Origin of the sequence: Cryobacterium sp. CAN_C2 (assembly GCF_015751745.1) — a bacterium.
Taxonomy (GTDB): Bacteria; Actinomycetota; Actinomycetes; order Actinomycetales; family Microbacteriaceae; genus Cryobacterium.
In genome coordinates this window covers 17,353-43,247 of record NZ_JADOUX010000005.1, presented here as the reverse complement: position 1 = coordinate 43,247, position 25,895 = coordinate 17,353, and the positions used below count along the sequence as shown (strand labels likewise).

Genomic DNA, 25,895 nt, shown 5'->3' with positions numbered 1-25,895 from the left:
CTCCTATTGTGGCGGGCTTTCAGATTTGTCGCTTACGCTCAATTCTATGTCTGCCAAAAATCGAACCGTGAGTGGGGCTCTGGGGGGTTTCCTGGGTGTCGTCGGGATGAGTGCCGTTGCCGGTATCCTCGTGACCGCCGCCGTCGCCCCCGCCGTTGCCCTGTCCGGTATGGCCGCTACGAACACCATCAATGTGTTCGACAGCCTGCCCGAGTATCTCGCCATCGATACGCTCTCCCAGAAGAGCAACATCTACGCATCCACCAACGCCGCGGATCCCGTGGGCACCCGCGTTCTCCTCGCCTCGTTCTACGAGCAGAACCGGGTTGACGTGGCTTCCGACGCGATCAGCCAGTTCGCCAAGGACGCCGCGGTTGCCGGTGAGGACCCGCGCTTCATGAAGCACGGTGGCGTAGACATTCAGTCCAGCTTCAACGGTGCGGTGCAAACCCTGGCCGGCGGTGAAACACGCGGTGGCTCGTCTATCACTCAGCAATATGTCAAGAATGTGCTCATTCAAAAGTGCGAGGTCATGACCGACGCCGATAAGGCCAAGACATGCTACGCCGACGCCACCAAGACCACGCCTGACCGGAAGCTGCGCGAGATGCGCCTTGCCATCGGCATTGAGAAAAAGTATGAAAAAGATGACATTCTTCGCGGCTACCTCAACATCGCTGGCTACGGCGGATCGGTCTACGGCATCGAAGCCGCCGCCAACTACTACTTCAACACAACCGCGCTCAACCTGACACTGCCGCAGGCTGCGAGCCTCGTGACGATAGTGAACAACCCGGTCAAGTTCCAGCTCGACCACCCCGACAGCAAGACGAACGGTGCGGCAAACGGTTACGCCGACAACAAGTTTCGCCGCGACTACATTCTCGACCGGATGCTCGAGTACAAGAAGATCAGCCAAGTCGACCATGACGCCGCCATCGCGACGCCGGTCGAACCTGTCATCACCGTCGCTTCAACCGGCTGCCAGGCGGCCGCAGGCAGCGCGTACTTCTGTGACTACGTCACCAAGATCCTGAAGACCGATCCGATCTTCGGAGCGGATGCCGACACTCGCCTCGCGAACTTCAAGCGCGGCGGGTTCAATGTCTACACCACGCTCGACCTCGACCTGCAGGGCGCGGCCGAGACCTCCCTCAACAAGTATGTTCCAAAGACCTCTCCCGGCTGGGATGTCGGCGGAGTTGTATCGAGCGTCGGCGTCGGCACCGGCGAGGTGCTCGCCATGGTGCAGAACAAGGACTACAGCCAGGTTGAGCAGCCCGCCGGCAGCACCTATACGAGCATCAACTACAACACCGACCGCGCCCATGGCGGCTCCAGCGGCTTTCAGCCCGGTTCAACCTACAAGGTGTTCACCCTGGCCGAATGGCTGAAGGAGGGCCACGCCCTCACCGAACGGGTCGACTCGCGGGTCAAGTCGAACTGGGGAACGTTCCAGGACAGCTGCCTCGGACCGCAGAACTATGACGCCCAGGGGTTCAGCCCGCGCAATGACGGTGGTGAGGGCGGCCCGAATGAAACGGCACTGCACTCGACCACCCGGTCGGTCAACACCGGCTTCATCGGCATGGCCAAGAAGCTCGACCTCTGCGGCATCAAGAAAACCGCCGAGGCCTTCGGCGTGCACGCGGCCGACGGCGGCGACCTGGGCCAGAACGCGTCATCGGTGATCGGGACGAACTACATCGCCCCGCTCACCATGGCCGTTGCCTTCGCCGGCATCGCCAACAACGGCATGACCTGCAGCCCGATCGCGATTCGCAGCATGGTCGGCTCAGACGGCACGGAGCTTCCAGTGCCCAAGTCTGACTGCAAGCAGTCGGTCGAACCGGGTGTTGCCGCTGGAATGCAGTACGCCATGCAAACGACCACAACCGGCAACGGAACGGCGGCTAAATCAGGTCGGGACACCTCGCCCAAAGTCCCCATCATCGGCAAGACCGGAACGACTGATGCCGCAAAGGACACCTGGATGAGCGGTGCCAGCAGTAAGGTCGCCACCGTCGTGGGTGTCGTCAACGTCAGTGGGCCCTTCAAGAACCAGCGCCTAAGCGGGTCTAAGTTGAACGGGTTCAAAGCCTCCGAGATTCGCCACAGTATCTGGCCCCAGGTCATGAGCGTCGCCAACGCCAAGTACGGTGGCGACAAATTCCCGGACCCCTCCTCCGCGGTGATCAACGCGGTCGCCGTTCCGGTGCCCGACGTTCGTGGCAAGTCGATGGCAGACGCCAAATCAACCCTCGAGGCTGCCGGTTTCTTCTTCGTCGATGGCGGCGTCACGAGCTCCGAGATGCCCGCCGGCACCGTAGCCAAGAGTGATCCGGCCGGCGGCTCGGCATCCACTCGCGGTGCCACGGTCACGGCCTACTCCAGCGACGGTACCGGTGTGGTCATCCCCGCCGTGATCGGCAAGAGCGAAACGGATGCCCGCACCCTGCTGGCCGGCGCACCCTACGGTTTCGCCATCACCAAGCTCGAACAGGCCACCACCGACAAGGCCCAAGATGGCAAGGTTGTGGCGGTTCAGCCGGGCGAAGGCACCGGAAGCCGCCCCGGTGATGCCGTGACGATCGTCATCGGCAAGTACACCGCGCCAGCGCCCGCCGCGTCCGGCCAAGGCAACAACAACGGCAAGAACGGATGATCGCGCTTCGTCGCCTCGGCGAGGGTCGTGGGCTCGTCGGCACGTCGCTCGCGGCGGCGGGCGCGATCGGCCTCGCGGCCTTCGCCTGGGGCGCGCTCGTGGAGCGCAACCGGTTCACGCTGCGTAAGGTGAGCGCTCCGGTGCTCGCGCCGGGTTCGGCCCCGATTCGGGTGCTGCACCTCTCCGACCTGCACATGGCTCCATGGCAGAAGAACAAGCAGGAGTGGGTGCGCAGCCTTGCAGCGCTGAAGCCCGACCTCGTCGTCGACACCGGCGACAACCTCGGGCACGAAGATGGCGTCACGGGCATCGAGTATGCCCTCGCACCGTTCCGGGGAATTCCCGGCGTGTTCGTCAACGGTTCCAACGACTACATCGGACCGCAGTTGAAGAATCCGTTCACCTACTTCGGCGGACCGTCGAGTCGGCGCACCGTGCGCCGGGAAGAACTCGACACTGATGCGCTGCGCCGGGTGTTTGCCGATCTCGGCTGGACCGATATCAACAATGCAGCCGAATCCCTCGATCTGAACGACACCCACGTGGAGTTCTTCGGCGTCGATGACCCGCACATCGGGCATGACCGGCTCGACCTGATCACGCGCGCGATCGACGATTTGCGCGCCAACGACCCCCTCGGCGACGACGTCTGGCCCGACCCGGAAGAGGCCGCCGCCCCGCGGTCCACGCTCACCGTCGGCGTCGCGCACGCGCCATACCAGCGGGTGCTGAACTCATTCGTGAATCACGGTGCCGAGCTGATTCTGGCCGGCCACACCCACGGCGGCCAGGTCTGTCTGCCCGGCTTCGGCGCACTCGTGACCAATTGCGATATTCCGCGCCGCCAGGTAAAGGGTTTGAGCCTCTGGAACCACGGCCTGCGCACCGCGTTTCTGAACGTGTCGGCGGGCCTCGGCACTTCGATTTACGCCCCCGTGCGTTTCGCCTGTCCGCCCGAGGCGACCCTGCTCACCCTCACCCCCGCCTAGCTGCTCGCACAATTCGTCCTGGGGGCCAAGAGCGCCTATACTGATGGAGGCCCACGGGCCATCGGGGTATGGCGCAGCTTGGTAGCGCGCGTCGTTCGGGACGACGAGGTCGCAGGTTCAAATCCTGTTACCCCGACCGCGGTAAATATGGCACAACCCCCACTTCGATCGAGTGGGGGTTGTGTTGTAGGATCTTCTGTCGGCATCAGCGTCACTCCTGCCGAGAATCGCCGGGAGACCGGTGCGAATGGACCTCCCGCATGACCGTCACCCCCTCCACTCCTGGAACAACGTCGGTCGTGTCACGCCGAGCCTGGCAGGCACTGATCGTGCTGCTCGCCGGCATGTTCATGGCGTTGCTCGACACGACCATCGTGAACGTCGCTCTCCCCAGCATTCGTACCAGCCTGGACGCCTCCGAGGCGACGCTCTCGTGGATCATCTCCGGCTACGCCCTCGCGTTTGGTCTCGCGCTCATTCCCGCGGGCCGGGTCGGCGACCGCTACGGCCACAAATGGGTCTTCTTCACCGGCTTGGCCCTGTTCACGCTCGCGAGCCTCGCCTGCGGCCTCGCACGGAACGACCTGCAACTGATCATTGCCCGAGTCGTGCAGGGCCTGGCCGGCGGCATGTTCGTGCCGGCGGTGACCGCCGTCATCCAGCTGATGTTCCCGCCCGCCGCGCGTGGCAAGGCCTACGCGATCATGGGCTCGGTCATCGGTGTCTCGACCGCGCTCGGCCCCATCGTCGGCGGGCTCATCATCGAGGCCTTCGGTGTCGACAACGGCTGGCGCCTGGTGTTCTGGGTGAACCTGCCGATCGGACTTCTCGCGCTCGTCGCCACCGTCTTTCTTCTGCCCGGCGGTGCCGCGCTCCCCACAACGACGCAGCTATCGCCGGCGGGTATCGACTGGCTCGGACTGGTACTCCTTTCGGCCGGTCTGGTGGCACTCCTGGTGCCGCTGATCGAGGGTCAAGACCAGGGCTGGCCTCTCTGGACCTTCCTCACTCTCGCTGCCGGGGTGCTGCTTGTGACGGCTTTCGGCGCCTGGGAAGTAGTTGTCGCCAGGCGTGACGGCAGCCCGCTCGTTCCTCCCCACCTGTTCTCACACCCGGCATTCACCGGCGGTGTCATTCTCGCGCTGGTCTATTTCGCCGCATTCACCAGCATTTTCTTTACGATTTCCATTCTCTGGCAGGCAGGCCTCGGGCACACCGCGCTCGAGTCGGGCCTCGTATCCATTCCGTTCGCGATTGGTACGATCCTCGGCGCGTCGCAGAGCGACCGATTGGCCAAACGCCTGGGACGCACCGTTCTCGTGGTCGGCGTGGCCTTCGTCACGATCGGCCTGATCTGGATCTGGCTGGTCATGCTCCTCACAACGCCGGGCGACCTCACCAACTGGCACCTGCTTCCGCCGCTGTTCATTGCGGGCCTCGGCAGCGGATTCTTCATCGCACCCAACGTGTCATTCATCGTCGCAACCGTCGACCGCTCCGAGGCCGGCGGCGCGAGCGGCGTGGTCGGTGTGATGCAGCGTGTCGGCAGTGCGGTCGGGATCGCCGTGATCGGCAGCGTGTTCTTCGGCACGCTGACCGTGGCCGGCCCCGGAGCGGATGCCCTCGCGACGGCCTTCACGCACAGCGCCACCATGGCAATGGCGGTGAGCGCCGGGTTCGCCATCCTCGCGCTGATCCTCGTGTTTGCGCTACCCAAGCGGGTGGGCGGCAGCCTTCCTGCTCGCGCCGCCTCGTAGGGCATCGGTGCCCAGAAAGCCCGGAGATGTTATGACCGCGATTCGACGGCACCGGCTGTTGCGCCGCGTCGCCCTGTGGATCGCGCTTGCCTACATCGCGGTCCTGGCGCTGGTCGCGTTCTGGCCCACCCCCGTCGACAGCGGCGCGCACGGATCGATCTCATCGATCGTCCTGTGGCTGCACGCCCACGGCATTCCGGCCTGGCTCGACTATGCGGTCATTGAATTCAGTGCGAACATCGCGCTGTTCATTCCCGTGGGCCTGCTCGTGGTCGTGCTCGCCGGCGCGCGACACTGGTGGCTCGGCTCTGTGGTTGGCGCTGGGGTCAGTTGTGCTATCGAGTTCGGCCAGCTCGTCTTCCTGCCCGAACGATTTGCCGCCGTGAACGATGTGATCGCCAACAGTCTCGGCGCCCTGCTCGGAACCGCCGTCGCCGCCGTTGTTCTGCACCTGTTTCTCGGCCCGGCCTCGGCGCCAGTCTCCGCGGCTCAGAAAATTTGATTCCGTTGGACGTCGTCGATTCTCTCTGCTATCTTCTCCAGAATGGATCGTCGAAAGTTTCTCACTTTGTCAACTGCTGGCGCAGCCACGCTCGGTTTCGGTGTGCTCGGCGCTCCCGCCGCTTTCGCTGCCACCGCTCCGAAGCTACCCGGAGAGGTGTCACGCCTGTCGAATGTGTTCACCCAGAAGGGGAGGAAGCTCTACGACAACATCGAAGTGAACATTGGTGGTGATCGAGCCCGCCTGTTCATTCCCCAGACGATCTCGATGAACTCGACAGCCTCGGTGGGTGCGGTGTGGTTCTACCACGCGGCCTCCAGCTCACACAACGCTCTCAACGGCGGCTTCAAGTATCCCGGCGAGCTCGTCGTCGATCAAAACACCATCGCCATCTGCATCAACGCCGGTGGTACCCAGTACACCAATTCCATCGCCACGACCGCTCAGAAGAACGCCTGGACCTACTTGAACGCGCTCTACACCGTGCGCCGCAACTTTCTGCGCGCCACCTCCTTTGGGGGCTCGCTCGGCTGCTACACCTACGGCAAGAAACTCATCCCCTACATTCGTGGCCTGTACATGGTCAACGGCCTCTATGACAACGAGTGGCTCTATGCATATGACACCCTGAACCAGGCACACGTCGGCGATGCCTACGGCAACGACCCCACCCTGATCAAAGGCACCAACCCGGCACGCATCAGCGCGACGCCGTGGACCAACAGCCGCGTCAAGGTGCTCGTCTCCGACGCCGCCCACCCCGACAACGTCGTCGTTCCGAGCAAAAACGGCCTCGCGCTGATCAACAAGATCAAGCCGGTCGCCGCCGACGCCCAGGTGATGTACCACACGCTCGGGCACGAGACGCCGGGCTTCGCCCACACCGACATGATCGCCACGTTCGCGAAGTGGTCGGTCTAACCAAAAGGACTGCCGTGCCGGAGGGACGAGTGGCTACAGGGACGCGGGTCGATTGGGTCGACGGCGCGAAGGGCATCGCCATTCTGCTCGTCGCCCTGGCGCACGCCGTGCAGTGGACGGTGCTGTCCGGCCTGGCGCCCGAGCTCTGGAACAAGATCAACCTCGTCTTCATCGTGTTTCGCATGCCGCTGTTCTTTCTCGCCTCCGGACTGTTTGCCGCCTCGATCATCAAACGCTCCTGGCCAACGCTCTGGCGCACCCGGCTGAGCCTGCTCGTCTGGGCGCTGCTGCTCTGGACCCTCGTGCGGTATGCCTATTTCTCCCTGCTTCCCAACCCTGCCGGCCTCGACGAGACCAACCCGATTGACCTGCTGCTCGCTCCCGTGCGACCCAGCAATGGCCTCTGGTTTCTCTACGCCCTTGCACTGTTTTTCGTCGCCGCCAAACTCATGCGAAACCGCGTCGACTGGCGGGTGCAAATCGGCGGCGCCGCCGTGTTGTCGGGGCTGTTCTTCGCCCGCGCCGACACCGGCAACATTGCCTGGAACGGCATCGGCCGCTACTTCGTGTTCTTTCTACTCGGCTGCTACCTGCGGGAGCGGATCCTCGCCTTCGTGAACCGGCCCAGCCGCTATGGCACCCTCGGGCTGGGGATCGGTTTCGGCGCGGCTTTTCTCGGGCTGGCCGGGGTGATTCTCACCATCGACGCACGAGTGCCTTTCATCACCGGCACCCTCGTACTGGTGAGTCTTCTCGCCCTCGGTGCCGGCCTGCTCCTGGCCCGATTCCTGGTCGGGTATCGGGCGCTGAACTGGCTGTCCTACATCGGCCGCAACACCCTGCCGATCTACGTTGTGCACGTTCTGTTCGTCTCGACTCTGACCAGCCTGTTGCTGCTCGCGCGCGGCCAAGCCTGGCTCGACCGGCTCGGCCCGGCGCTGCCCCTGCTCGTCGCCGGAGGAGCGGTCGCCGCGTCACTGCTGTTCTGGCGCCTCGTGCGCGACTTGCCGGTGCTGCGCTACGGATTTGCCGTGCCCACGTGGTTCTCTGGGCGCGCGCCAACGGAGGTGGTAGCAACGGAGGTGGTAGCAACGGGGGTGGTAGCAACGGGGGCTGCGGCATCAGTTTCGGCAGATGCAGCAGATGCAGCAGATGCAGCAGATGCAGCAGATGCAGCAGAGCAGATGCTGCCGCGCAGCGAGTGAGATCCCGCCGCCGGCAGCGCGCACTGATACTGCTCACCGGCCTGGCACTACTGACCGTCGGCGTGCTGGCCCTCACCACTCGAACAGTCATGTTTCCCCGGGAAGACCAACCGGGCCCCGCCGACGCCATCGTCGTGCTCGGTGGACTCGGCAGCGCCGCCGTGGTGGAGGAAGCGGTGGGCCTCGCTGAAGCCGGGTACAGCGAGCACATCCTCATCTCGGATGCGTTTGGCGGTGATACCCGCCCGGCGAATCTGTGCGCGCGCCCAGTGCCGGTGCCGGGAACGACGATCGTGGTGGAGTGCTTCGACCCGCACCCCACCACGACCCGCGGCGAGGCCGAAGCGATTGCCGCGTTCGCGACCGAACAGGGCTGGGATCGGGTGATCGTGGTCACCTCGAGCTACCACGTGAGCCGGGCTCGGCTGCAGATCAGTCAGTGCTACGCGGGGTCGCTCGCCGTGATTGGCGCCCGGCAGTCGATGGATCCGCTGAAATGGGCTTACCAGTTCGTCTACCAGAGCGCCGGTTTTGTGAAGGCCTGGGTCATGCCCGCTTGTTGACCAGAAACCCCTCGGCGATCGAGTCGACCCGCTGCCGGTAGGTCTGGCCGACCATGTCGGCCTCAGTCGGCCAATCGGCCAGCGCCGCGTGAAACTCCGTCCATCCCTTGATCGGCCGGGCCGGAACGCCGGCCACGATCGTGCCCTCGGGCACCGAGGCAGTGACGACTGATCCCGCTCCGACCACGCACCGGTCGCCGATGCTCACGCCCGGCAGCACGGTGACACCGGCGCCGATGAACACGTCGGAGCCCACCCGAATCGGCGCAAACCGATATCGGCGGCCACGCTCGTCGCGAAAGAGCCAGCCGGAACCGTCGTGGGTGATGAATGTCACACCAGAACTGATGGTCACCCGGTCGCCGACCGAGATGAGCCACGGCTCCGTCGTGGCGATGTCACTCAGAATGCGGCAACCGCTGCCGATGCTCACGCCCAAGGAACGAATGGCGTAGACCCTGCCCCGGGCAACTCGTCGAAATCTGTAGGTAAGGCGGGACAATTTCACCGAAAACTCCATTTCCCACTCGGTTGCGTGCATGCGATCCGCCCAAAGTATCGGGTTTCGAACCATTCCGCTGGCGCTGAGGAAATTTCACGTGTTATCGTTGCGGCTATTCGCATCCACAGCGCTGCGCCCACCCTGTTTTATTCACTGCGCCACTACCATCCGAGGCGGCCGATGTTTGATTCCACCCTGCGCCGATTGCGAAGCACGCCGGTCATTCTCGTTGCACTCGCCGCCACGTTCGTCATTGTGGCCAGCGTTGTACTGCCACGATTCATGACCGATCTCGGTATCACCGTGATTCCGTTCGCGCTCCTTGCTTTCGCAGCGCTCGTCACCCTGTTTCTGTTGCCGGTGCACATCCTCCCGGCGGTCGCCCTCGTCACCTTTGCTCTGATTCCGGCGCGCATCCTGCCGCAGGATGGCCCCATCGGCGCCCTACCGCTGACCACCATGATCATCGCGATCTGGGCGCTGCGACGATTGCTCCCGATTGAAACGACGGGTCATCCTACGACCCCACCCGCCCCCTTTCGATCAGCCACCCGCTACTTCGCCCTGCTCCTTCTGGTCTGGACGCTGTTGACCCTCGCCCGCACGACCGACCTGCAGGCGAGCCTCGGCTGGACGATCAGTTTCAGTGCGGCCGTACTCCTGCCGCTGTGCGTCGGCAGCAGCTCCCGCGAGGCCTACTGGATTCGTCGAGTCTGGCTGCTGCTCGGCGCCTGGCTCGGCGCCTACGCGGTCATCGAGGGAGGGCTTAGCTTCAACCCGATCTGGGGCACCGTGTTCAGGGCGCTTGGCCTGAACGACCACCAGCACTGGTCGGTGTACCGGGCCGACGCAAGTTTCGGGCATCCGCTTTTCGCCGCATTGTTTTTTGCCGTGGCCTGCGCCCTCGCCATTGGCATCTGGCTACAGGAGAACTCGAAGCCCGCCCTCGCCTCAGCCGTGTTCAGCGGTCTCGGCCTCGTCGCAACCGTCTCCCGCGGGGCCATTCTCTCTGCGGCGATCGCCATCGGCTTCGCCTACGCCGTGTCGCTGGTGTTGCGCGGCGACAAGCGCTGGGGCAAATTCGCCCTGCTCGCGGTATTGCTGGTCGTCGCCGTTGTCGGATTGTTTCAGTTCGACGCCTTCACCGCCCGCAACAACTCTGTCGAGGCCGAGCTGTCGTCCCAGGCCCGCGAGCTCGGGGTCTGGGTGTCGTTGCAGGCCGCGAACCTCACCGGCTGGATCGGGTCGGGCCCGGGCACCTCGGGGATCACCGGGCGCCTGTTCAACGAGGTCACCATTGAGAACTCGCTGCTCCAGCTGCTCATCAGCATCGGCCTGCCCGGTCTGGCGCTGTTTCTGCTCATGATCGGCTCGGCCGTTGCGCACGCGCTGTCGCGTCGGGCAGTCGGAGCGGCGGCCGCCCTCGTGGCGTACACGGTGAGCATCGCCGGATTCAATGCGATCGACGCGCTGCGCCCGATGCACCTGCTGCTCGGCTGCCTGCTCATTCTGGCCCTGAATCCGACCCGAGCGGACGCCGCTCCCCCGCTCGAACCCGGCCGCGCATCCAGTGCGCGGCGGGCAGGTGCGCGTCCGGCGAGCATGCGCCCCAAACGGGGGTATGCGCGGATCTAACGCGTTCGCGACGCGCACGCTACGCTAAACCGAGAGATTCTCAGTTATCGCCGGTCTCGTTTCACCGGCCCGTGAGGGGTATGGGCGTGATGAATATTGGCACGACACACATCATCGTGTTGCAATCACTGAGTCCGCCCGACGGCACCACCCGGTACGTCAACCAGGTGGTTGAGGGGGCACCCGACCTTGTGACCATGCGATTTTTCTCGTGGCACACCGCGCTGCTCGGCCGCTATGACGTTTTTCACGTGCACTGGCCGGAGCTGCTCATTCGTGCGCCGCGACCATTGAAGGCCCGGCTGCGGCGCGGCGCGCTGTACCTGCTGCTGCTGCGTGCCCGACTGCAGCGCATTCCGATCGTGCGCACCGCGCACAACCTGACCCCGCACGAGGCCGGCCACAACGCCGAAATCCGGGCGCTCGACGCGCTCGACGCCCGCACGGCGCTCGTCATTCGTCTCAACCCGACGACACCGGTCGAACCCGAGTCCCGGGCAGTCACCATTTTGCACGGCCACTATCGTGATCGATTCAGCGCGATGCCCCGGCCCGACTCGATACCCGGGCGCGTCCTGTATTTCGGGTTGATCCGGCCGTACAAGGGTGTCGAAACTCTGCTGCAGGTGTTTCGGGCGTTGCCCGACCCGAACCTGACTCTGCGCATCGTTGGCCGGCCGTCGAGTGGACTCGGCGAGATCATCACCACCGAGGCCGCGCAGGATGAACGCATCAGCTCGGTGCTGCGCTTCGTCTCCGACGACGAACTGGTGGTCGAGGTCGGCGGAGCCGAGCTGGTTGTTCTGCCGTACCGCGAAATGCACAATTCCGGCGTGCTGCTCGTGACGCTGTCGCTCGATCGGCCGGTGCTCGTGCCGTCGACACCCTCGAACCAGGCCCTGGCGGACGAGGTCGGCCCGGACTGGATCTATCTCTACGCGGGCGAGCTCACGCCCGATATTCTGCGCGACACTCTCGAACGGATGCGCGCGGCCGGTTCCCGCCCGCGTCCGCGGCTCGACGACCGGGACTGGAAAACGCTCGGACTGCAAAGCTATCGAACCTACCTGCGGGCCCTGCAGCTGACCGGGCGCACAGTGGGCGCTGATCGGAGCATCCGTTGACCGCGCCGATTGCACCCAACTCCCCCGACGTTCCCGAGACACCCCGGTCGACAGCAGGCCTCGGACGTACCGCGGGGCGCGGGGCATCAACGACCCTGGTCGGCCAGCTCATTCGCATCGGCGTACAGCTCGGCGGCATCGTCGTGCTCGGCCGGCTGCTCGACCCGAGTGACTATGGACTGGTCGCCTCGGTCGCCGCGATCATCGGCGTCGGCGAGGTGCTGCGCAACTTCGGGCTGTCGTCGGCCGCGATTCAGGTGCGCGACCTGAGCCGGCATCAGAAAGACAACCTGTTCTGGATCAACAGTCTGATCGGGCTCGCGCTCATGCTGCTCGCGGTGCTGATCAGCCCGCTCATCGCCACCCTGTACGGCGACGATCGGCTTGTGCTGCTTACCCAGGTGCTCGCAGGAACATTTCTACTCAATGGTCTGGCCACCCAGTTTCGCGCCGACCTCAACCGCAACTTTCACTTCGTCGCCCTGACCGGGTCGGAGATCGGCGCACAGGTCGGCGGCCTCGCTGTCGGCATCGTGATGGCACTGAACGGCTTTGGCTACTGGGCCCTCGCCGGGCAGCAGATCAGCCAGGGCGTCCTCACCATCATCCTTCTGATTCCGATCACCCGGTGGTTTCCCGGCTGGTATCACCGCCGGGCGCCCATGCGCCACCTGATCACGTTCGGGTCCAACCTCGCCGGCACCCAGCTGCTCGGCTACGCCAGCCGCAACACCGACACGATCGTAATCGGAGCGACGCTCGGCGCCGGCCCACTCGGCCTGTACAACCGCGCATTCCAGCTGCTGTTGCTGCCGCTCAACCAGATCAACGGTCCCTCCACCCGGGTGGCCCTGCCGGTATTGGCACGGCTGCAAGACGACCCGCCCAAGTACGACCGGTTCATTCTGCTCGGGCAGACCATCATGCTGCACGCGGTCACCATCGTGCTCGCCTTCTCCTGCGCCCAGGCGTTGCCGATCATCAGCATCGCGCTCGGCAGCCGGTGGCTCGGCTCCGCCCCGATCTTTCAAATTCTCGCCATCGCCGGCTTCTTCGAAGCGGCCGCTTACGCGAGCTACTGGGTGTTCCTGTCGAAGGGTGCCACCCGGCAGAACCTGTATTTCGCCCTCACCACCCGGCCGCTCCTCGTCGCATTCGTGCTGCTCGGCTCGCTCTGGGGCGTCTACGGCGTCGCCGCCGGCTACTCGCTCGGGGTCGCCCTGATCTGGCCGATCGGCCTGTGGTGGATCAGCCGGGCAACGGACGCCCCGGCGCGAGCAATGTTTCTGGCCGGCGTGCGCGCCATTCTCGGCTACGGATTTGCAACCGGCATCAGCTGGGTGGCCGTGCAGTGGATTCCTATCGACCTGCCGTTCGCGCGTGTCGCCCTCGGCGGCGTGGCCCTGCTCGCGGCCATCGGCGTGGTCATGCTGATCTGGCCGGTCTTTCGCCGCGATGTGCGCTCGATCACCCAGGCCCGTAGTTTTCTGCGCTTTGCGAAGTCATCAAAACCGGCCAGCGAAGGCCCGACCACTGGTGCCGACAGGCTCGGGCCGGCAACCGTCCGCACTCCGGTCCGCGCCCGCAAGGCCGGACGCACGCGCCTGCGCATCATCCGCCGGCTCAACCGAGTCGTGCAGGGGCTCGCCGCGGCATCCTCTCTCCCCTACCTGCGCGACCGAACCGCGCTGGAACGAGCGATCGGTCGGTTACGCCCGTTTGATCTGCGCTGCGAGCATTGGCACGTACTCGTTGCCCCGCCTGGCGAGGGTAATATTGGCGACCAGGCCATGGTCGAAGCGTTCCTCGAAAACGTGTCGGGACCGGTGCAGGTACTCGTGCGGCGGTCGGCCGACGTGCGTATTCCCCCGCAGCATGCCCGGCGTGCCCAGCTCGTGCCGATTCCGCACCTGATCTACGGCGCGGCACGGGCACACCAGCAGTCCATGGCCCTGCTGGCGCCCGTACTCGAGGGTGCCCTGTCGCTGACCGTGGTCGGGGCCGACATTATGGACGGCGCCTACAGTGTGCGCGCCTCGTCGCGGCGAGCGGATGTCGCCAGCCTGGCCCGCAGCGTCGGTGTCGACGCGCGCATTCTCGGATTCAGCTGGAACGGCCACGCCAATGCCGGGGTGCGCCGGTCACTTGCCCGCGCCGGTCGAATGGGAACCCGACTGCAACTGCGCGACCCGATCTCGAGCGAGCGCGCTCGCGCCGATGGCTTCAAGAACGTGGTCGATGTCGCCGATTCTGTGTTCGCGGCCCAAACCAGCTCCGGCGTCGCCGCAACCGAATACCTCGGCACCAGGCCCCAACCCTATGCCGTTGTGAACGCGAGTGCACTGGTCGGCCGCAGTTTCGACCAGACCACGGAGTATGCGAGCATCGTCACCGCCCTGGTACAGGCGGGACTCACCGTGGTACTGCTGCCACACGTCGTTCGCCACAGCGGCGATGACGCGGCGGCCTGCCGGGCCGTGTTCGACCGGTTGGCTGATCAGACCGACGGCGTCGACTCCCGGGTTGTCCTGGTCAACCGGCTGCTCGCCCCGGCCGAAGTGCGCGGGCTGTGTGCCGGCGCCGACATAGTGCTGGCCGGGCGCATGCATCTTGCCGTGCAGGCCATGTTTCACGCGGTGCCGGCAGTCGCTCTGTCGACCCAGGGCAAGGTGGCCGGAATGATGCGACTCTTTGACACGCAGGAATTGTGCGTCGAACCGGGTGTCAGGCTGGCTGAGCGCATGATTCCGGTCGCGCTGACGGTGCTGGGCGATCGTGAGCGCTATCGCGACCATCTGGCCGAGCGGCTGCCGGAGATACGACGCCTGGCCGCCCTCAACTTTGCGCTGCTGCCGAGCGACGCGGTTTCCCATCCTCCCGTTCAGAACCCCCCAGCCCCGAGCGCGACGCGGCTGAATCGTCCTGGCCCGCGCCCGACTTCCCACAGACAAGGCCCCGCATGACATTCTCGTCACAGACCGTGCCCAACTATTCGCACTCGCAGTCGCAGCTGCGCCGCATCCTCTTTGTTATTCCCTCGCTGCACGGTGGCGGGGCAGAATTCGTGGCCCGAACCTGGATGGGCTGGCTCGCCGACCAGGGCTACGAGGTGAGTGTTGTGCTCACCGCCGCCGAGGTGAGGCCGGAATACCTGCCCGACGGGGTCGACGCCCACTCGCTCGCCGGAGCGCACGGCCACGTGCGGAAGACCGCCGCGCTGCGCCGCCGCCTGCTCGACTGGCAGCCCGACGTCGCGCTGTCCCTGCAGGCCCACCCGAACTTGGTGCTGCTGAGCGCGGCCCGGCTGGTGCCGGCCCGCCTGCGGCCACGCGTGCTCGTGAGTGAGCGCAACCTGGTGTCGCTCGGGCTGCCCGGTTCAAATCGAGCGCACCGGGCAAAGGTCTGGCTTGCCAAGCGTCTGTATCGGTGGGCCGACCACGTGATCGCCATTTCGCATCCGGTCGCCGCCGAAATGGTGGCTGCCTTCGGGGTACGTGGTGACCGCATCACCGTCGTCGCCAACCCAGCAACGGCGAAACTGCGGGGCACACCACGAGGGCAGGGTACGACGCAGGCGCACGCGCAGGTGGCCGGCGGTGAATTGTCGGGCACGGAGCCGAGCAGCACCACGATCGTGACGCGATCGGAACGCCGACCCGGAACGACCAACGGCATTCAGATCGTACTGGCCTGCCGCCTGGTGGCGCAGAAGCGTCCACTGCTCGCCATCGCGGCCGCCGCCGAGCTCGCCCGTCGCGGCGTGCCCGTGGAGGTCGTGTCGTTCGGCGGAGGTCCGTTGCTCGACGATGTGCAGGCCGCCGCCCGGCACGAGAACGTGGTCTTTCACCATCGCGGCTGGGTCGAGAACTGGTTCGACCACTTCGGCGACAATGCCGTGGCACTGCTCACATCAAGTCGTGAGGGCTTCGGCAACGTGCTGGTCGAGGCTGCTGCGGCCGGCTATCCGGCGGTCGCCATATCGGGTGCGCTCGGGGTAGCGGATGCGATTGTGCCCGGCATCACGGGTGAGCTCGCGCTCTCCGCGCATCCGGTGGACCTCGCCGACGCCATTCTGCGGGCGGCCGACCTGTCGCTTCACAACATCGAGCCGTGGCTGGCCCGTTTCTCGGAGGAAGCGAGCGGCGCCGACCTGGAACGGGTACTCCTTCGGGTCGTGGAACGTGCATGAAAATCTTTGCCTCGGCCATGGGCCAGATCGACAATGTCGGCGATACAGTGCTGCGGCGGGCCTTTCTCGATGCCCTGCGCGGGGCCGGCGAACTGCAGGTGTTCGTCGGGAGCCGCGCGGATTCCTACCTGAGCGGGCTCGGCCTACACGACGAGGACCGTCTGTTCCGCACCAGTACCGAATGGCGCCGTGAAATTTCACGGTCGACCCTGCGGGAGGCATCCGTTTATGCCTTCAACGCCGGGGAAATGGAACTGCAACGCGCGTACGCGCTGCGCTATCTGCGCATTGCGCCGCACCTCGCGCTCAATCGGCTGCGTGGCGGGCACGCCGTGCACGCCGGGTTCGGCGTGCGGCAGAAGACCGCGTGGCGCATTCCGGTTGCGGCGACGTTGCGGCTATGCGACCTCGTGGCCTGGCGCGATGCGTACAGCCGCGGCACGATGGGGCTCGGCCGCATCGCACCCGACTGGGCCTTCGCGACCGGGGCAGCGGATGCCGACCTGCTCGCGTCACGGCCCGACCGCCCGCTCCTCGCCGTCTCTGTGCGCTACAACGGGCGCCGCCCCGATGACGCGTGGCTGGGGGCACTGCGGGTCCTGGCCGACACGCTCGGACTCGACGTGGTCGCTGTGTCGCAGATCGAACGTGACGGGCCGCTCGCCGAGGAACTCGCCTTAAAGCTCGGCGGCACCGCACTGGTCTGGGATGGCCCCGACCATCTTGCCCAGGAGCTCAAGCTGCGCGAGGTGTACCAGCGGTCGCTGCTCGTGGTGAGCGACCGGCTACACGCCGCCGTGATCGGGCTGACGGAAGGCGCGCTGCCGCTCGTGATCGCCGACGCGGGCACGTCAAAGGCGGCGCGCACCCTCGACGCGGTCGGCATCAAGGGCGCCAGGATCGGTTGGACGCTGCCCGACCCGGCGGCGCTCGAGCGCGGGGCAAATGATGTGATCAGCCGCCGGGAGCCGATTCTCCGCCACGTCGTCGAGGCCCGCGCCTCCCTGCACGAGCTGACCCGGTCCATTCGAAAGCTCACCGCGTGAACGGGGCGCACGCAGCCGACCGACCGGTCGTCAGCGTCATCGTACCGGCCTACAACGCCGCCGAGTTTCTGGAAGCCGCCATCGAGCGGCTGCTGCAGCAGACACTGGCCAGGGATTCTGCAGCGGTCGAGATCATCGTGGTCGACGACGGCTCAACGGATGCGACGGCCGCGATCGGTGCGCGGGCGGCGGCCACGCACGCGGGCGTTCACTTTTTTCAGCAAGAGCAGAATGGCGGCGTCGCGCGCGCCCGGGCGCGGGCGGCAGCCGTGAGTCGGGGCGAGTTTCTCTGGTTCGTCGATTGTGATGACGATTGGGCTGACTCGGCGCTCGAGAAGCTCGTGGCCGCGGCCCGGTCGACCGGCGCCGACGTCGTCGTCTGCGGCGCGGAGTACGTCTATCCCGGCCAGCGGCGTGCGCTTGCCGCGCCGACCCTGGCGGCAGCGATAAACGGTGCGGAAGCATTTCGTCTGCTGCTCGACGGCGAAATCACCGGTCACCTCTGGAACAAGCTGTTCCGACGTGAACTGACCCTCGAGATCGAGTTCACACCGGCACGCGTGCACTCCGACCTCGCCATGGTCGCTCAGCTGCTCGCTGCGGCCGATCGGGTGGTGGCGATCAGCGACGTGCTCTACTCCTATGTCGTACGCGGCGGGTCGATCATTCGCTCGGGGTCGCGTCGCGCCGAGTCGCTTCTGCTGGTGGAGCAGGCCGTCACGACGGCAGCCATCACCCTCGACACCCGCATCATTGGCTCGAACTCCTACGGGTACTTTCGGCTGCGCTACGTACTACTGTCTGGGTTGAAGGACGCCCTGAGTGGCCCCTATGACGCCGAGGAACGCGATGAGATCGTTGCCGAGCTGCGCTCCCGATTGACCTGGCGCCTCGTGCTGCTCGCCGCTCGCCGCCGCGACTGGAAGCGTCTCGCCCTGGCTGGCACGGCCAAGGTGAGCATGCCGCTGCATCGACGGATACTGCGTCTCGCCGCCGAGCAGGGTGCAGCCTGAGTCGGAATGGCCGGTGCCCGCTGCTCAAGCAGCCACAGTGATCGCGAACCGCGTTGATGCTCAGGTGCGCCAGTAGCGTTCTGGGCGGTGAGTATGGGCGGCGATCTCAATAGAATGCTGATGTCTTATACGAGTTGTCTACAATACGAGCCACACACGTGGCGCGCGGTTCGCAGCATCCGTTCGAACCCGCAGATCGAGCGAAGTGAGTGATTTCGTCACACAGCAGTGCGCCATTCTGGGTACTTTCACAGGAAAGTGAAACCGATTCGACTTTGCCTCTCGATAAGCTCGGGTCCACAATTCAATCCGAATAGTCCCCACGCTCTCGGGCTTCGAACGCGGAATACGCATCGCACCACGCAACGACCAAGCCAGTGACCGTCATACTGCGCCCGTCGAACGTTACGGCGCATTGTTTCAGATCATCGGAATCACGAGACCCTGACCGAATCGACGAGGTCGACGAACTGACTCTCCGGAGGACTCCAACGTGCCCCTTCCCCGCAAGCCATTTGCCAGCCGAGTGTTCGCGCGTCGACGAGCGACAGCCGTTCGCCACACCCTGATCGCCATAGCTGCCTTCACTGCCACGACCATTGCGGTTCTCGCTCCCCTGACTATTCCCAGCCCCGGCATCGAGACGGCCGCCGCCGCGACCGCCCGCACCGTCATCGACAGTTCCTCGTCGACGATCAGTTACACCGGCAACTGGCGTACCACGCGCAGCGTCGCCGACCGCGGTGGTTCCGTGCGGTTTCAGTTCAGCGCGGGTAGTGCGTCGATGATGTTCACGGGAACGAGCGTCGCGTACATCACTCGCACCACGAAGAGTTCCGGCACGAGCACCGTCTCGATTGACGGCAAGGTGGTCGCCACCGTGAACGGCTACTCCAAGACCACCCAACACCGGAAGACGGCGTTCAGTACGACGAGCTTGGCGAACGGCACCCACACCATTGAAATCAGCCGCACCGGCAAGAGAGACGCGCGCTCGAGCGGCACGAACAGCATCGTCGACGCATTCGTGGTGAACGCCGCGTCCAGCACGACTCCAGCACCCGCACCGGCACCCGCACCGGCACCGGTGCTCGCACCGTCGCCAACAGCGCATCGCTACGCCGACTGCCCCGCCGCGACGACGATGGTGCGCACCGCCGACGAGCTCATGTCCGCCGTAGAGAGGGCCGAGCCCGGCACTGTCATCAGGATGGCCCCCGGCACCTACCGCGGCCAGATCGACATGCACGCCAATGGAACCGCATCCAACCCGATCTGGGTCTGTGGCCCGCGTAGCGCCGTGATCGACGTCGGCAGCATCCAGGGCAACCACGGCATTCAGATCACGAACTCGTCCAACCTCGTGATCGCCGGAATGACCGTCACCAACAGCCTCAAGGGCATCAGTGTGATTCGCAGCAACCACGTCACCATCACCGACACTCTCGTTGACAACATCGGCTATGAGGGCATCCACGTACGGGCCTTCAGCACCGATAACAACGTCGTCGGCAACACCATCAAGAACACCGGCAAGCGCGACCCGTTCTACGGTGAGGGCATCTACATCGGAACCTCAGAGAACAACTGGTGCGCCCAGACCAACTGCCAGCCCGATCGCACCGATGGCACGCTCGTGCTCGGCAATCACATCAGCCTGACCGGCGCCCAGCCGATCGAAGTGAAGGAGGGCACCTCCGACGGCGTCATTCGGGGCAACATGATCGACGGCGCCAGCGCCATGAGCAACGCTGAAGAATGGGTCAAGGTCAAGGGTAACAACTGGACGATCGAAGGCAATCAGGGCTCAAACAGCCCCATGCACGGTTTTGCGGTCAATGGAAGCGTCGCTGGCTGGGGCCTGGGCAACACGTTCTCCGACAACTCCGGTGCGGTGAACGCCAGCGGCTACGCCTTCTTCATCTACGAGAAGGGCAGCAAGGGTTCGAGCGATACCGATGTGTCCTGCTCGAACTCGGTCACTCGCGCAGCCGAGGGATTCTCCAACATCGCCTGCACGCCGTAACCACAGCGTGCAGGACCCTCAGCGCGCTCACCCAGCGCGCTGAGGGTCTTTTCTTGCGCCCGCGCCCTCCAAATCGTCCTGAGTGACAACAAACTCCAGAGTCACAATTTAACTCAAGGCACTTTCACAGGAACCCCGAAAATCGCCCCGTGTTCAGCCCGCGCGAACGCCTAAATCCCATCCTTCGCTCGATGAGTTTCTCCCATAATGGGCAATAGCACTGATCAGGGCGAAATCGTCGAGGTCCTCTCAGGTCCTTTCCGGCGGCCAATCGAACGGAACCGTGGCCGCGCGCGCACTCACGCGAGGAATGGTACCGGCATCCACTCACGTTGCGCCCACAAACCCATTTGTACACGAGTAACGTGCAGCGGGTCGGACGCTAATTGACGCAGTGATCACGGCGGCACAATCGCCCGGCATCACGAAGATCATGTGCGTTGGAACCCATCCGGGTTCACGGACGTACTCATCCTGTCCATGAGCATCCGGAAGGTCTCACATGTTGTTCCCCCGCTTCCTGCGACATGCCACCATCGTGGCCGTGGCTATCACCGCGCTGATTCCCCTCACGGCCCTGATTCCCGTCGGCGTCGCATCGGCTTCCGCCGCCACTGCGCCCGCCGGCACCACGGTGATCGACAACAGTTCAGCGCTGGTGAAGTACACCGGCACGTGGCGCACCACCGGCAACCCCTTGGACAACGACGCTTCAATCAGCTACGCCTCCAGCACCTCGAGCGCCTCGCTAACTTTCACCGGCTCAGCGATCGCCTACGTCACCCGCCAGACGAGTAGCTCGGGTACAAGCAACATCACGATCGACGGCAGGGTCGTCGCCACGGTGAACGGCTACTCGGCCACCACCAAGTACCAGCAGAACCTCTTCAGCACGTCGACTCTGTCCAGCGGAACCCACACCATCACGGTGAGCCGCACGGGCCAGAAGGATGCCCGTTCAACGGGCACCAACAGCATCATCGACGCATTCGTCACGCTCACCTCCACGACCGCTTCCGCTCCGGCTCCGGCTCCGCAGACCGTGCTAGCGCCGACGGCCGTCAGTACTCCGGTGGAGGCGCCAGCCAACTCCACCACCATTGACAGCGACTCCCCGCAGGTTACCTACACCGGCACGTGGCGCACGTCCGGTTCAGCGAATGACTCGGGCGGTGGAGTCAAGTTCTCCACGAGTTCCAGTAGCGCCTCCTTCACTTTTGATGGCCCAAGCGTGGCCTTCGTCACCCGCCTCACCAGCAGCTCGGGCACAAGCAACATCGCTATCGACGGCGCGACCGTCGCTACGGTCAACGGCTACTCCGCGATCACCGCCTACCAGCAGAAAGCGTTCAGCACGACGAGCCTCTCGGCCGGCAGACACACCATTACGGTAACCCGCACCGGCCAGAAGGATGCGCGCTCCACCGGCACCAGCAGCATCGTTGACGCGTTCATCGTGTCGGCCGTTCCGAGCACCGCGCCGACCCCGGCACCGATCAGCACCCACCGCTACGCCGATTGTCCGGCCGCCACCGTCGACGTGACGACGGCCAGGGAACTCATGACCGCTGTGTCCCAGGCCCAGCCCGGAACCGTCATCAAGTTGGCTCCCGGCACCTATAACGAGCAGATCAACATGACCGCGAACGGAACCGCATCCAACCCGATCTGGGTCTGTGGCCCGCGGGACGCCGTGGTCAACGTCGGCAGCATCCAGGGCAACCACGGCATTCAGATCACGAACTCGTCCAACCTCGTGATCGCCGGAATGACCGTCACCAACAGCCTCAAGGGCATCAGCGTGATTCGCAGCAACCACGTCACCATCACCGACACTCTCGTTGACAACATCGGCTATGAGGGCATCCACGTACGGGCCTTCAGCACCGATAACAACGTCGTCGGCAACACCATCAAGAACACCGGCAAGCGCGACCCGTTCTACGGTGAGGGCATCTACATCGGAACCTCAGAGAACAACTGGTGCGCCCAGACCAACTGCCAGCCCGATCGCACCGATGGCACGCTCGTGCTCGGCAATCACATCAGCCTGACCGGCGCCCAGCCGATCGAAGTCAAGGAGGGAACCTCGAACGGCATCATCCGCGACAACATCATTGACGGTACCAACGCCATGCCGCACGCTGAGGAATGGGTCAAGGTCAAGGGTAACGACTGGAGTATCTACAACAACCAGGGCAGGAACAGCACCATGCACGGCTTCGCGGTCAACGGAAGCGTCACCGGCTGGGGCCTGCGCAACACCTTCTTCGGCAACACCGCTCCGGTGAACGCCGCCGGGTATGGTTTCTTCATTCACGAGCAGGGCGGCAAGGGTGCCAGCGGCACCAAGGTCTACTGCTCGAACACCGTCACCGCTGCAGGGTCAGGATTCTCTAATCAGGCCTGTATCTCTTAACAACACGCTCTGATCGCCGGTCGAGCGCAGCCTTCCAGCTACGCTCGACCAGGGGGAAGACGGCGGCCGCCGAATACGCGTTCTCAAAGGCGGATCGGGCCAGATCCGCCTTTTTGGTGCGCCAGGCGGTATCCGTCATCGCGTGCCGCAGTGCCGACTCGAGCGAGTCGATATCGCCGGGTTCCACGATAACGCCCACGCCGTTCGCGAGCACAGCCGGCACGCCGCCCACCCGGGTCGCCACGACACAGTTATCGCGGGCCATCGCTTCGAGAATGAACATAGGCATCGCTTCCTCGCGGGAGGGCAACACCGCGATCGCCGAACGCTCAAGCAGCACCATCAGGGCCTTGTGGCTGAGCGGGCCGACGAACTCGGCCCGCGTGAGCGGCACCATTGGCTGGTCGGTGATCGGGCCGGCGATGACGAGTCGCCAGCGCGGATGCTCCGGCGCGAGCCGCTGCCACGCCGCCGCGAGCACGTCGACGCCCTTGCGTTTGCTGACCGCACCGCCGAACACCATGAGGGGTTCGATCTCGCGGCGGACACCGTCGGCGACAGCGTTCGGCACGAGCACTACCCGCTCCCCCGGCACAAACTCGGCGGCCGCGGCGCGCGATTCGGCCGAGAGGGCCAGCACCACATCGGCCGCCCGCAGAATGCGCCCGACCAGCCCGGGCCGTTTCTGTGCGAAGGCGGCGAAGGAGCTGCCGTGCAGCTGGGCGACCGTCGCGAACCCGCGCGCGCGTGCGAGTGCGAGCAACGCGCCCTCGCGCCCAAAGGAACCGCCCTGCGACAGATGCGCGATCACGACGGTGTTCTCGGGGTTGGACAGGCGCAGTACCGTCCAGAAAGCGGATGCCGCCACAGCAACTGCTCGCACCCCGCCACTGCCGTCGCGCGAGGAGATCATGTGCAGGTCGAAGTCGGCGAAGGAATGCGCCAGGTAGCCGTTGACGACCTGACTCATGCCGCCGGCGACCTCACCGCTGCGCCCGATGTGCACGGCGAGCAGCCGTTCGGGTGACGGCGCAACCATCGGACTGATCGTGATCGGCTGGGTGTTGCCCGGCTCCGTTTCGCCCGACTCAGCGTCAGCCGGCTCCGTCATGATCGGATGGATCTCTATCGGATCGGTATCGACCGGTCCGGTGTCGTGCGTTTCGGCGAGGCTCACCGCACGCTCTCGGTTGTCAGCACCTGGTCGAGCAGGCGACGCACGGTCTGTAATTCGCCCTGCGCTTGGGCCAATCCGGCCAGAATGGCCGCGCGCCGGCCGAGCAGGTTCTGCAATCGCCCCGTGATCTCGGCCGCGCTCAAGCCGGAGCTGGCGATGCTCACGTCGTGCAACCCGGCGGCGGCGAAGTGTCGGGCAATTTTGTCGGACTTGGCGTCCACCAGGAGCGCCGCCGGAACCGCTCCCTCGGTGAGGGCACCGACGAGCACGTGCAAGCGATCGCTCACGGCGAGCGCCGCCCGCCGGTACAGGGCGCGCAGACGCTGTTCCTGTTCGTCGTGGGCGGTGCCGTTCCAGCGCAGTGTCTGGCCGCCGAGGTCGACGGCGAGCTGACCGCACTTGTCGTCGTCGCGCAACACCTGGGTAACACACCAGATCTCGAGGCCGTTGTCGGCCGCGACGGCGCGCACCCCGGCAAGCCAGGCGGCGCTCGGGTAGTCGAGGTCGGAGCGCATCGACACAACGAGCACGTCGCGGCCTGCCGTACCGTTCCTATCGGCACCGTTCGAACCGGCACCGGTGCTGGCGAAGGCCAGATCGGGCATGATACCGCCCTGCCCGAGATACCCGGCCGTAGCCGCATCCCGCCAGAATGAGACGTTCGACAGCGCGATCGAGGGCCCCATGAGCGCACGCGGCAACGGGGAAAAGTTGCGGCTGCCGACGCCGATCCGGGCGACGCGGCCGTGCCGGGCGCGCACGAGAGCGAGCACCGGCAGCATGGCGAGGTGCTCCTTCATACCGGTCAGGGTGAGTTGAATCTCTCCCGGTTTGAAGACATACGAGGCCCGGCCGCGTGCCGCACTCAGAAGCGCCGCCGTGTACCAGCGGCCAAAGGAGCGGTATTGCACGTCGTCGGGCCCGAGGCCGAGCCCCTGGGCATACCCGTCGGGCGCGTCGCCGACGTACACGTGCAGCGGGCCGCTCGCACGCAACCAGTCGAGCAATTGGCGGCGCAGCAGAATGTCGCCGATGTTGTCGTATTGGCCGCGGGCGGGCACGAAGATCGCGCGCAGTACCCGCTGATGTGGTGCTCGTTCGCTCATCGGTCGCTGGGCAGCGGAATGCGCACACCGGTGTCGATGGCGCGGCCGGCAGCAAAGCGGATGACGTCGGCCGTCAGATCGGGCGCGTCAACGGCTCGGGCGACCCCGAGGTACTCGGCGAGTTCGGCGATCTGCATCTGATGGTCGTCGACGTGTTCGCCGCGGTGCTTGCGGCGGGTCACGATGACCGGAAAGATACCCATTTCGAGCAGCGCCATGAAGGTACCAACGCCAGCGTGGGTGATCACGACGTCGGCGGTCAGCGCGGCGTCGATGAACTGCGCGGTCGGCATCATCTGGTGCACCTGGCCGGGAAGATCGGTGCGGTTGGTGGTGAAACCGAGCTGCCAGACGGTGCGATCATCGGCCAGGCCGCTCGCGAGGACGGCGTCGACGAGGGAATCGAATCGATAACCCTCGATGGTACCGAGGGTGACGAACAGGCTGGGGCGATCCGGCGCGTGTCGGCTCAACGAATGGTAGGTGGAGAGCACGCTCGGGTGTGTTCTCCAGCGGTTGGTGGCCCAGGCGGGATGCTGGGTGCGCACGCTGACCAAGTGGCTGGCCGCGAGCATCCGCCCGCTGAGCGATGGCCCTTCGACGCGGGAGACGCTCTCGATGTACAGGCTCGGCACGCCCCTGAGCGCGGCCTGCGGAAGCGCGGCGACGGCGAGGCCGGCGCCGGTGCTCACGGCACCGTCAAAGGTTTCGTGCTTGAGCACCCGGCGCACGATGCCGGCCGCCCGCATCATGCCAACGTAGTCCCGGGGACGCACGTACGGCACGTGGATGCGGCGACGGCCGGCCAACAGGGAGCGGCTCTGCACGGAATCAAAGGTGACCCAGAGCGAGCTGGGCGAGGCGCCGAGCCCCGGCGCCAGCCGCACCAGCTGCGCCAGATGCCCGCCGGTGGAGGCGACGAGCAGAAGCTTCCGTTGCGTGGCGGGCGACGAATCGATCGGATGGGACATGTGCACGGACACTCTGGCTCCCTTCGGGTAAAGCCTGTATAAAACTGTTTCGAACGTGCGTCATAGAACGTGCGCCACGGTGGAG

19 protein-coding genes and 1 tRNA gene are annotated in these 25,895 nt (G+C 65.3%); 16 read left to right on the top strand and 4 right to left on the bottom strand.

What is annotated here, in order from left to right; genetic code table 11:
- Nucleotides 1-67 precede the first annotated feature (67 nt).
- From IWX77_RS05860 to IWX77_RS05825, 8 genes are all read left to right on the top strand, one after another.
- The gene (locus tag IWX77_RS05860) at nucleotides 68-2,665 is read left to right on the top strand and encodes a transglycosylase domain-containing protein (protein ID WP_297414414.1); all 2,598 of its coding nucleotides are present in this window, start codon (nucleotides 68-70) and stop codon (nucleotides 2,663-2,665) included.
- The gene (locus IWX77_RS05855; RefSeq protein ID WP_196843590.1) at nucleotides 2,662-3,654 is read left to right on the top strand and encodes a metallophosphoesterase; all 993 of its coding nucleotides are present in this window, start codon (nucleotides 2,662-2,664) and stop codon (nucleotides 3,652-3,654) included. The genes IWX77_RS05860 and IWX77_RS05855 overlap by 4 nt, the downstream gene beginning before the upstream one ends.
- A gap of 62 nt (nucleotides 3,655-3,716) precedes the next feature.
- A tRNA-Pro gene (locus IWX77_RS05850) sits at nucleotides 3,717-3,790 on the top strand.
- 124 nt (nucleotides 3,791-3,914) lie between these two features.
- A complete protein-coding gene (locus IWX77_RS05845; RefSeq protein WP_196843589.1) occupies nucleotides 3,915-5,411 on the top strand; it encodes an MFS transporter in 1,497 nt (498 codons plus the stop codon).
- Between the two features lie 31 nt (nucleotides 5,412-5,442).
- Entirely contained in the window at nucleotides 5,443-5,913 is a 471-nt protein-coding gene (locus IWX77_RS05840) for a VanZ family protein (protein ID WP_196843588.1), read from the top strand.
- Between the two features lie 42 nt (nucleotides 5,914-5,955).
- Nucleotides 5,956-6,834, top strand: a complete 879-nt coding sequence (locus tag IWX77_RS05835) for a twin-arginine translocation signal domain-containing protein (protein WP_196843587.1) — start codon at nucleotides 5,956-5,958, stop codon at nucleotides 6,832-6,834.
- Between the two features lie 29 nt (nucleotides 6,835-6,863).
- Nucleotides 6,864-8,039: an acyltransferase family protein gene (locus tag IWX77_RS05830; RefSeq protein ID WP_196843586.1), complete on the top strand. Its 1,176-nt coding sequence runs from the start codon at nucleotides 6,864-6,866 to the stop codon at nucleotides 8,037-8,039.
- A complete protein-coding gene (locus tag IWX77_RS05825; RefSeq protein ID WP_196843585.1) occupies nucleotides 8,036-8,602 on the top strand; it encodes a YdcF family protein in 567 nt (188 codons plus the stop codon). The genes IWX77_RS05830 and IWX77_RS05825 overlap by 4 nt, the downstream gene beginning before the upstream one ends.
- Here the strand turns inward: IWX77_RS05825 and IWX77_RS05820 are convergent.
- Nucleotides 8,586-9,035 (bottom strand): acyltransferase, encoded by a 450-nt coding sequence (locus IWX77_RS05820; RefSeq protein WP_297414427.1) that lies wholly within the window; start codon nucleotides 9,033-9,035, stop codon nucleotides 8,586-8,588. The genes IWX77_RS05825 and IWX77_RS05820 overlap by 17 nt on opposite strands.
- Nucleotides 9,036-9,284: 249 nt before the next feature.
- Here IWX77_RS05820 and IWX77_RS05815 point away from each other — a divergent pair, with 249 nt between their 5' ends.
- The 8 genes from IWX77_RS05815 (at nucleotide 9,285) to IWX77_RS05780 (ending at nucleotide 22,556) form a co-directional block, all read left to right on the top strand.
- A complete protein-coding gene (locus tag IWX77_RS05815; protein ID WP_196843583.1) occupies nucleotides 9,285-10,739 on the top strand; it encodes an O-antigen ligase family protein in 1,455 nt (484 codons plus the stop codon).
- An 86-nt stretch (nucleotides 10,740-10,825) separates the two neighbouring features.
- Nucleotides 10,826-11,863, top strand: coding sequence for a glycosyl transferase (locus IWX77_RS05810; protein ID WP_196843582.1), 1,038 nt, complete (start codon nucleotides 10,826-10,828; stop codon nucleotides 11,861-11,863).
- Entirely contained in the window at nucleotides 11,860-14,826 is a 2,967-nt protein-coding gene (locus tag IWX77_RS05805; protein ID WP_196843581.1) for an oligosaccharide flippase family protein, read from the top strand. The genes IWX77_RS05810 and IWX77_RS05805 overlap by 4 nt, the downstream gene beginning before the upstream one ends.
- Nucleotides 14,823-16,052 (top strand): glycosyltransferase, encoded by a 1,230-nt coding sequence (locus IWX77_RS05800; protein WP_196843580.1) that lies wholly within the window; start codon nucleotides 14,823-14,825, stop codon nucleotides 16,050-16,052. Before IWX77_RS05805 ends, IWX77_RS05800 begins: the two co-directional genes overlap by 4 nt.
- Entirely contained in the window at nucleotides 16,049-17,098 is a 1,050-nt protein-coding gene (locus tag IWX77_RS05795) for a polysaccharide pyruvyl transferase family protein (protein ID WP_196843579.1), read from the top strand. Before IWX77_RS05800 ends, IWX77_RS05795 begins: the two co-directional genes overlap by 4 nt.
- Entirely contained in the window at nucleotides 17,095-18,111 is a 1,017-nt protein-coding gene (locus IWX77_RS05790) for a glycosyltransferase family 2 protein (RefSeq protein WP_196843578.1), read from the top strand. Before IWX77_RS05795 ends, IWX77_RS05790 begins: the two co-directional genes overlap by 4 nt.
- A gap of 493 nt (nucleotides 18,112-18,604) precedes the next feature.
- Nucleotides 18,605-20,137 carry a right-handed parallel beta-helix repeat-containing protein gene (locus IWX77_RS05785; protein WP_196843577.1) on the top strand — a complete coding sequence of 511 codons (1,533 nt, stop codon included), beginning with the start codon at nucleotides 18,605-18,607 and terminating at the stop codon, nucleotides 20,135-20,137.
- A 502-nt stretch (nucleotides 20,138-20,639) separates the two neighbouring features.
- Nucleotides 20,640-22,556 (top strand): right-handed parallel beta-helix repeat-containing protein, encoded by a 1,917-nt coding sequence (locus tag IWX77_RS05780; RefSeq protein WP_196843576.1) that lies wholly within the window; start codon nucleotides 20,640-20,642, stop codon nucleotides 22,554-22,556.
- On the opposite strand, the gene IWX77_RS05775 is transcribed toward IWX77_RS05780, so the two are convergent.
- Genes IWX77_RS05775 through IWX77_RS05765 form a run of 3 tightly spaced genes read right to left on the bottom strand, consistent with a single transcriptional unit; the run spans nucleotide 22,534 to nucleotide 25,810 of the window.
- Nucleotides 22,534-23,733, bottom strand: coding sequence for a glycosyltransferase family 4 protein (locus IWX77_RS05775; RefSeq protein ID WP_196843575.1), 1,200 nt, complete (start codon nucleotides 23,731-23,733; stop codon nucleotides 22,534-22,536). The genes IWX77_RS05780 and IWX77_RS05775 overlap by 23 nt on opposite strands.
- Nucleotides 23,730-24,839 (bottom strand): polysaccharide pyruvyl transferase family protein, encoded by a 1,110-nt coding sequence (locus IWX77_RS05770; RefSeq protein ID WP_196843574.1) that lies wholly within the window; start codon nucleotides 24,837-24,839, stop codon nucleotides 23,730-23,732. The genes IWX77_RS05775 and IWX77_RS05770 overlap by 4 nt, the downstream gene beginning before the upstream one ends.
- Nucleotides 24,836-25,810, bottom strand: a complete 975-nt coding sequence (locus IWX77_RS05765) for a glycosyltransferase (protein ID WP_196843573.1) — start codon at nucleotides 25,808-25,810, stop codon at nucleotides 24,836-24,838. The genes IWX77_RS05770 and IWX77_RS05765 overlap by 4 nt, the downstream gene beginning before the upstream one ends.
- Nucleotides 25,811-25,895 lie beyond the last annotated feature (85 nt).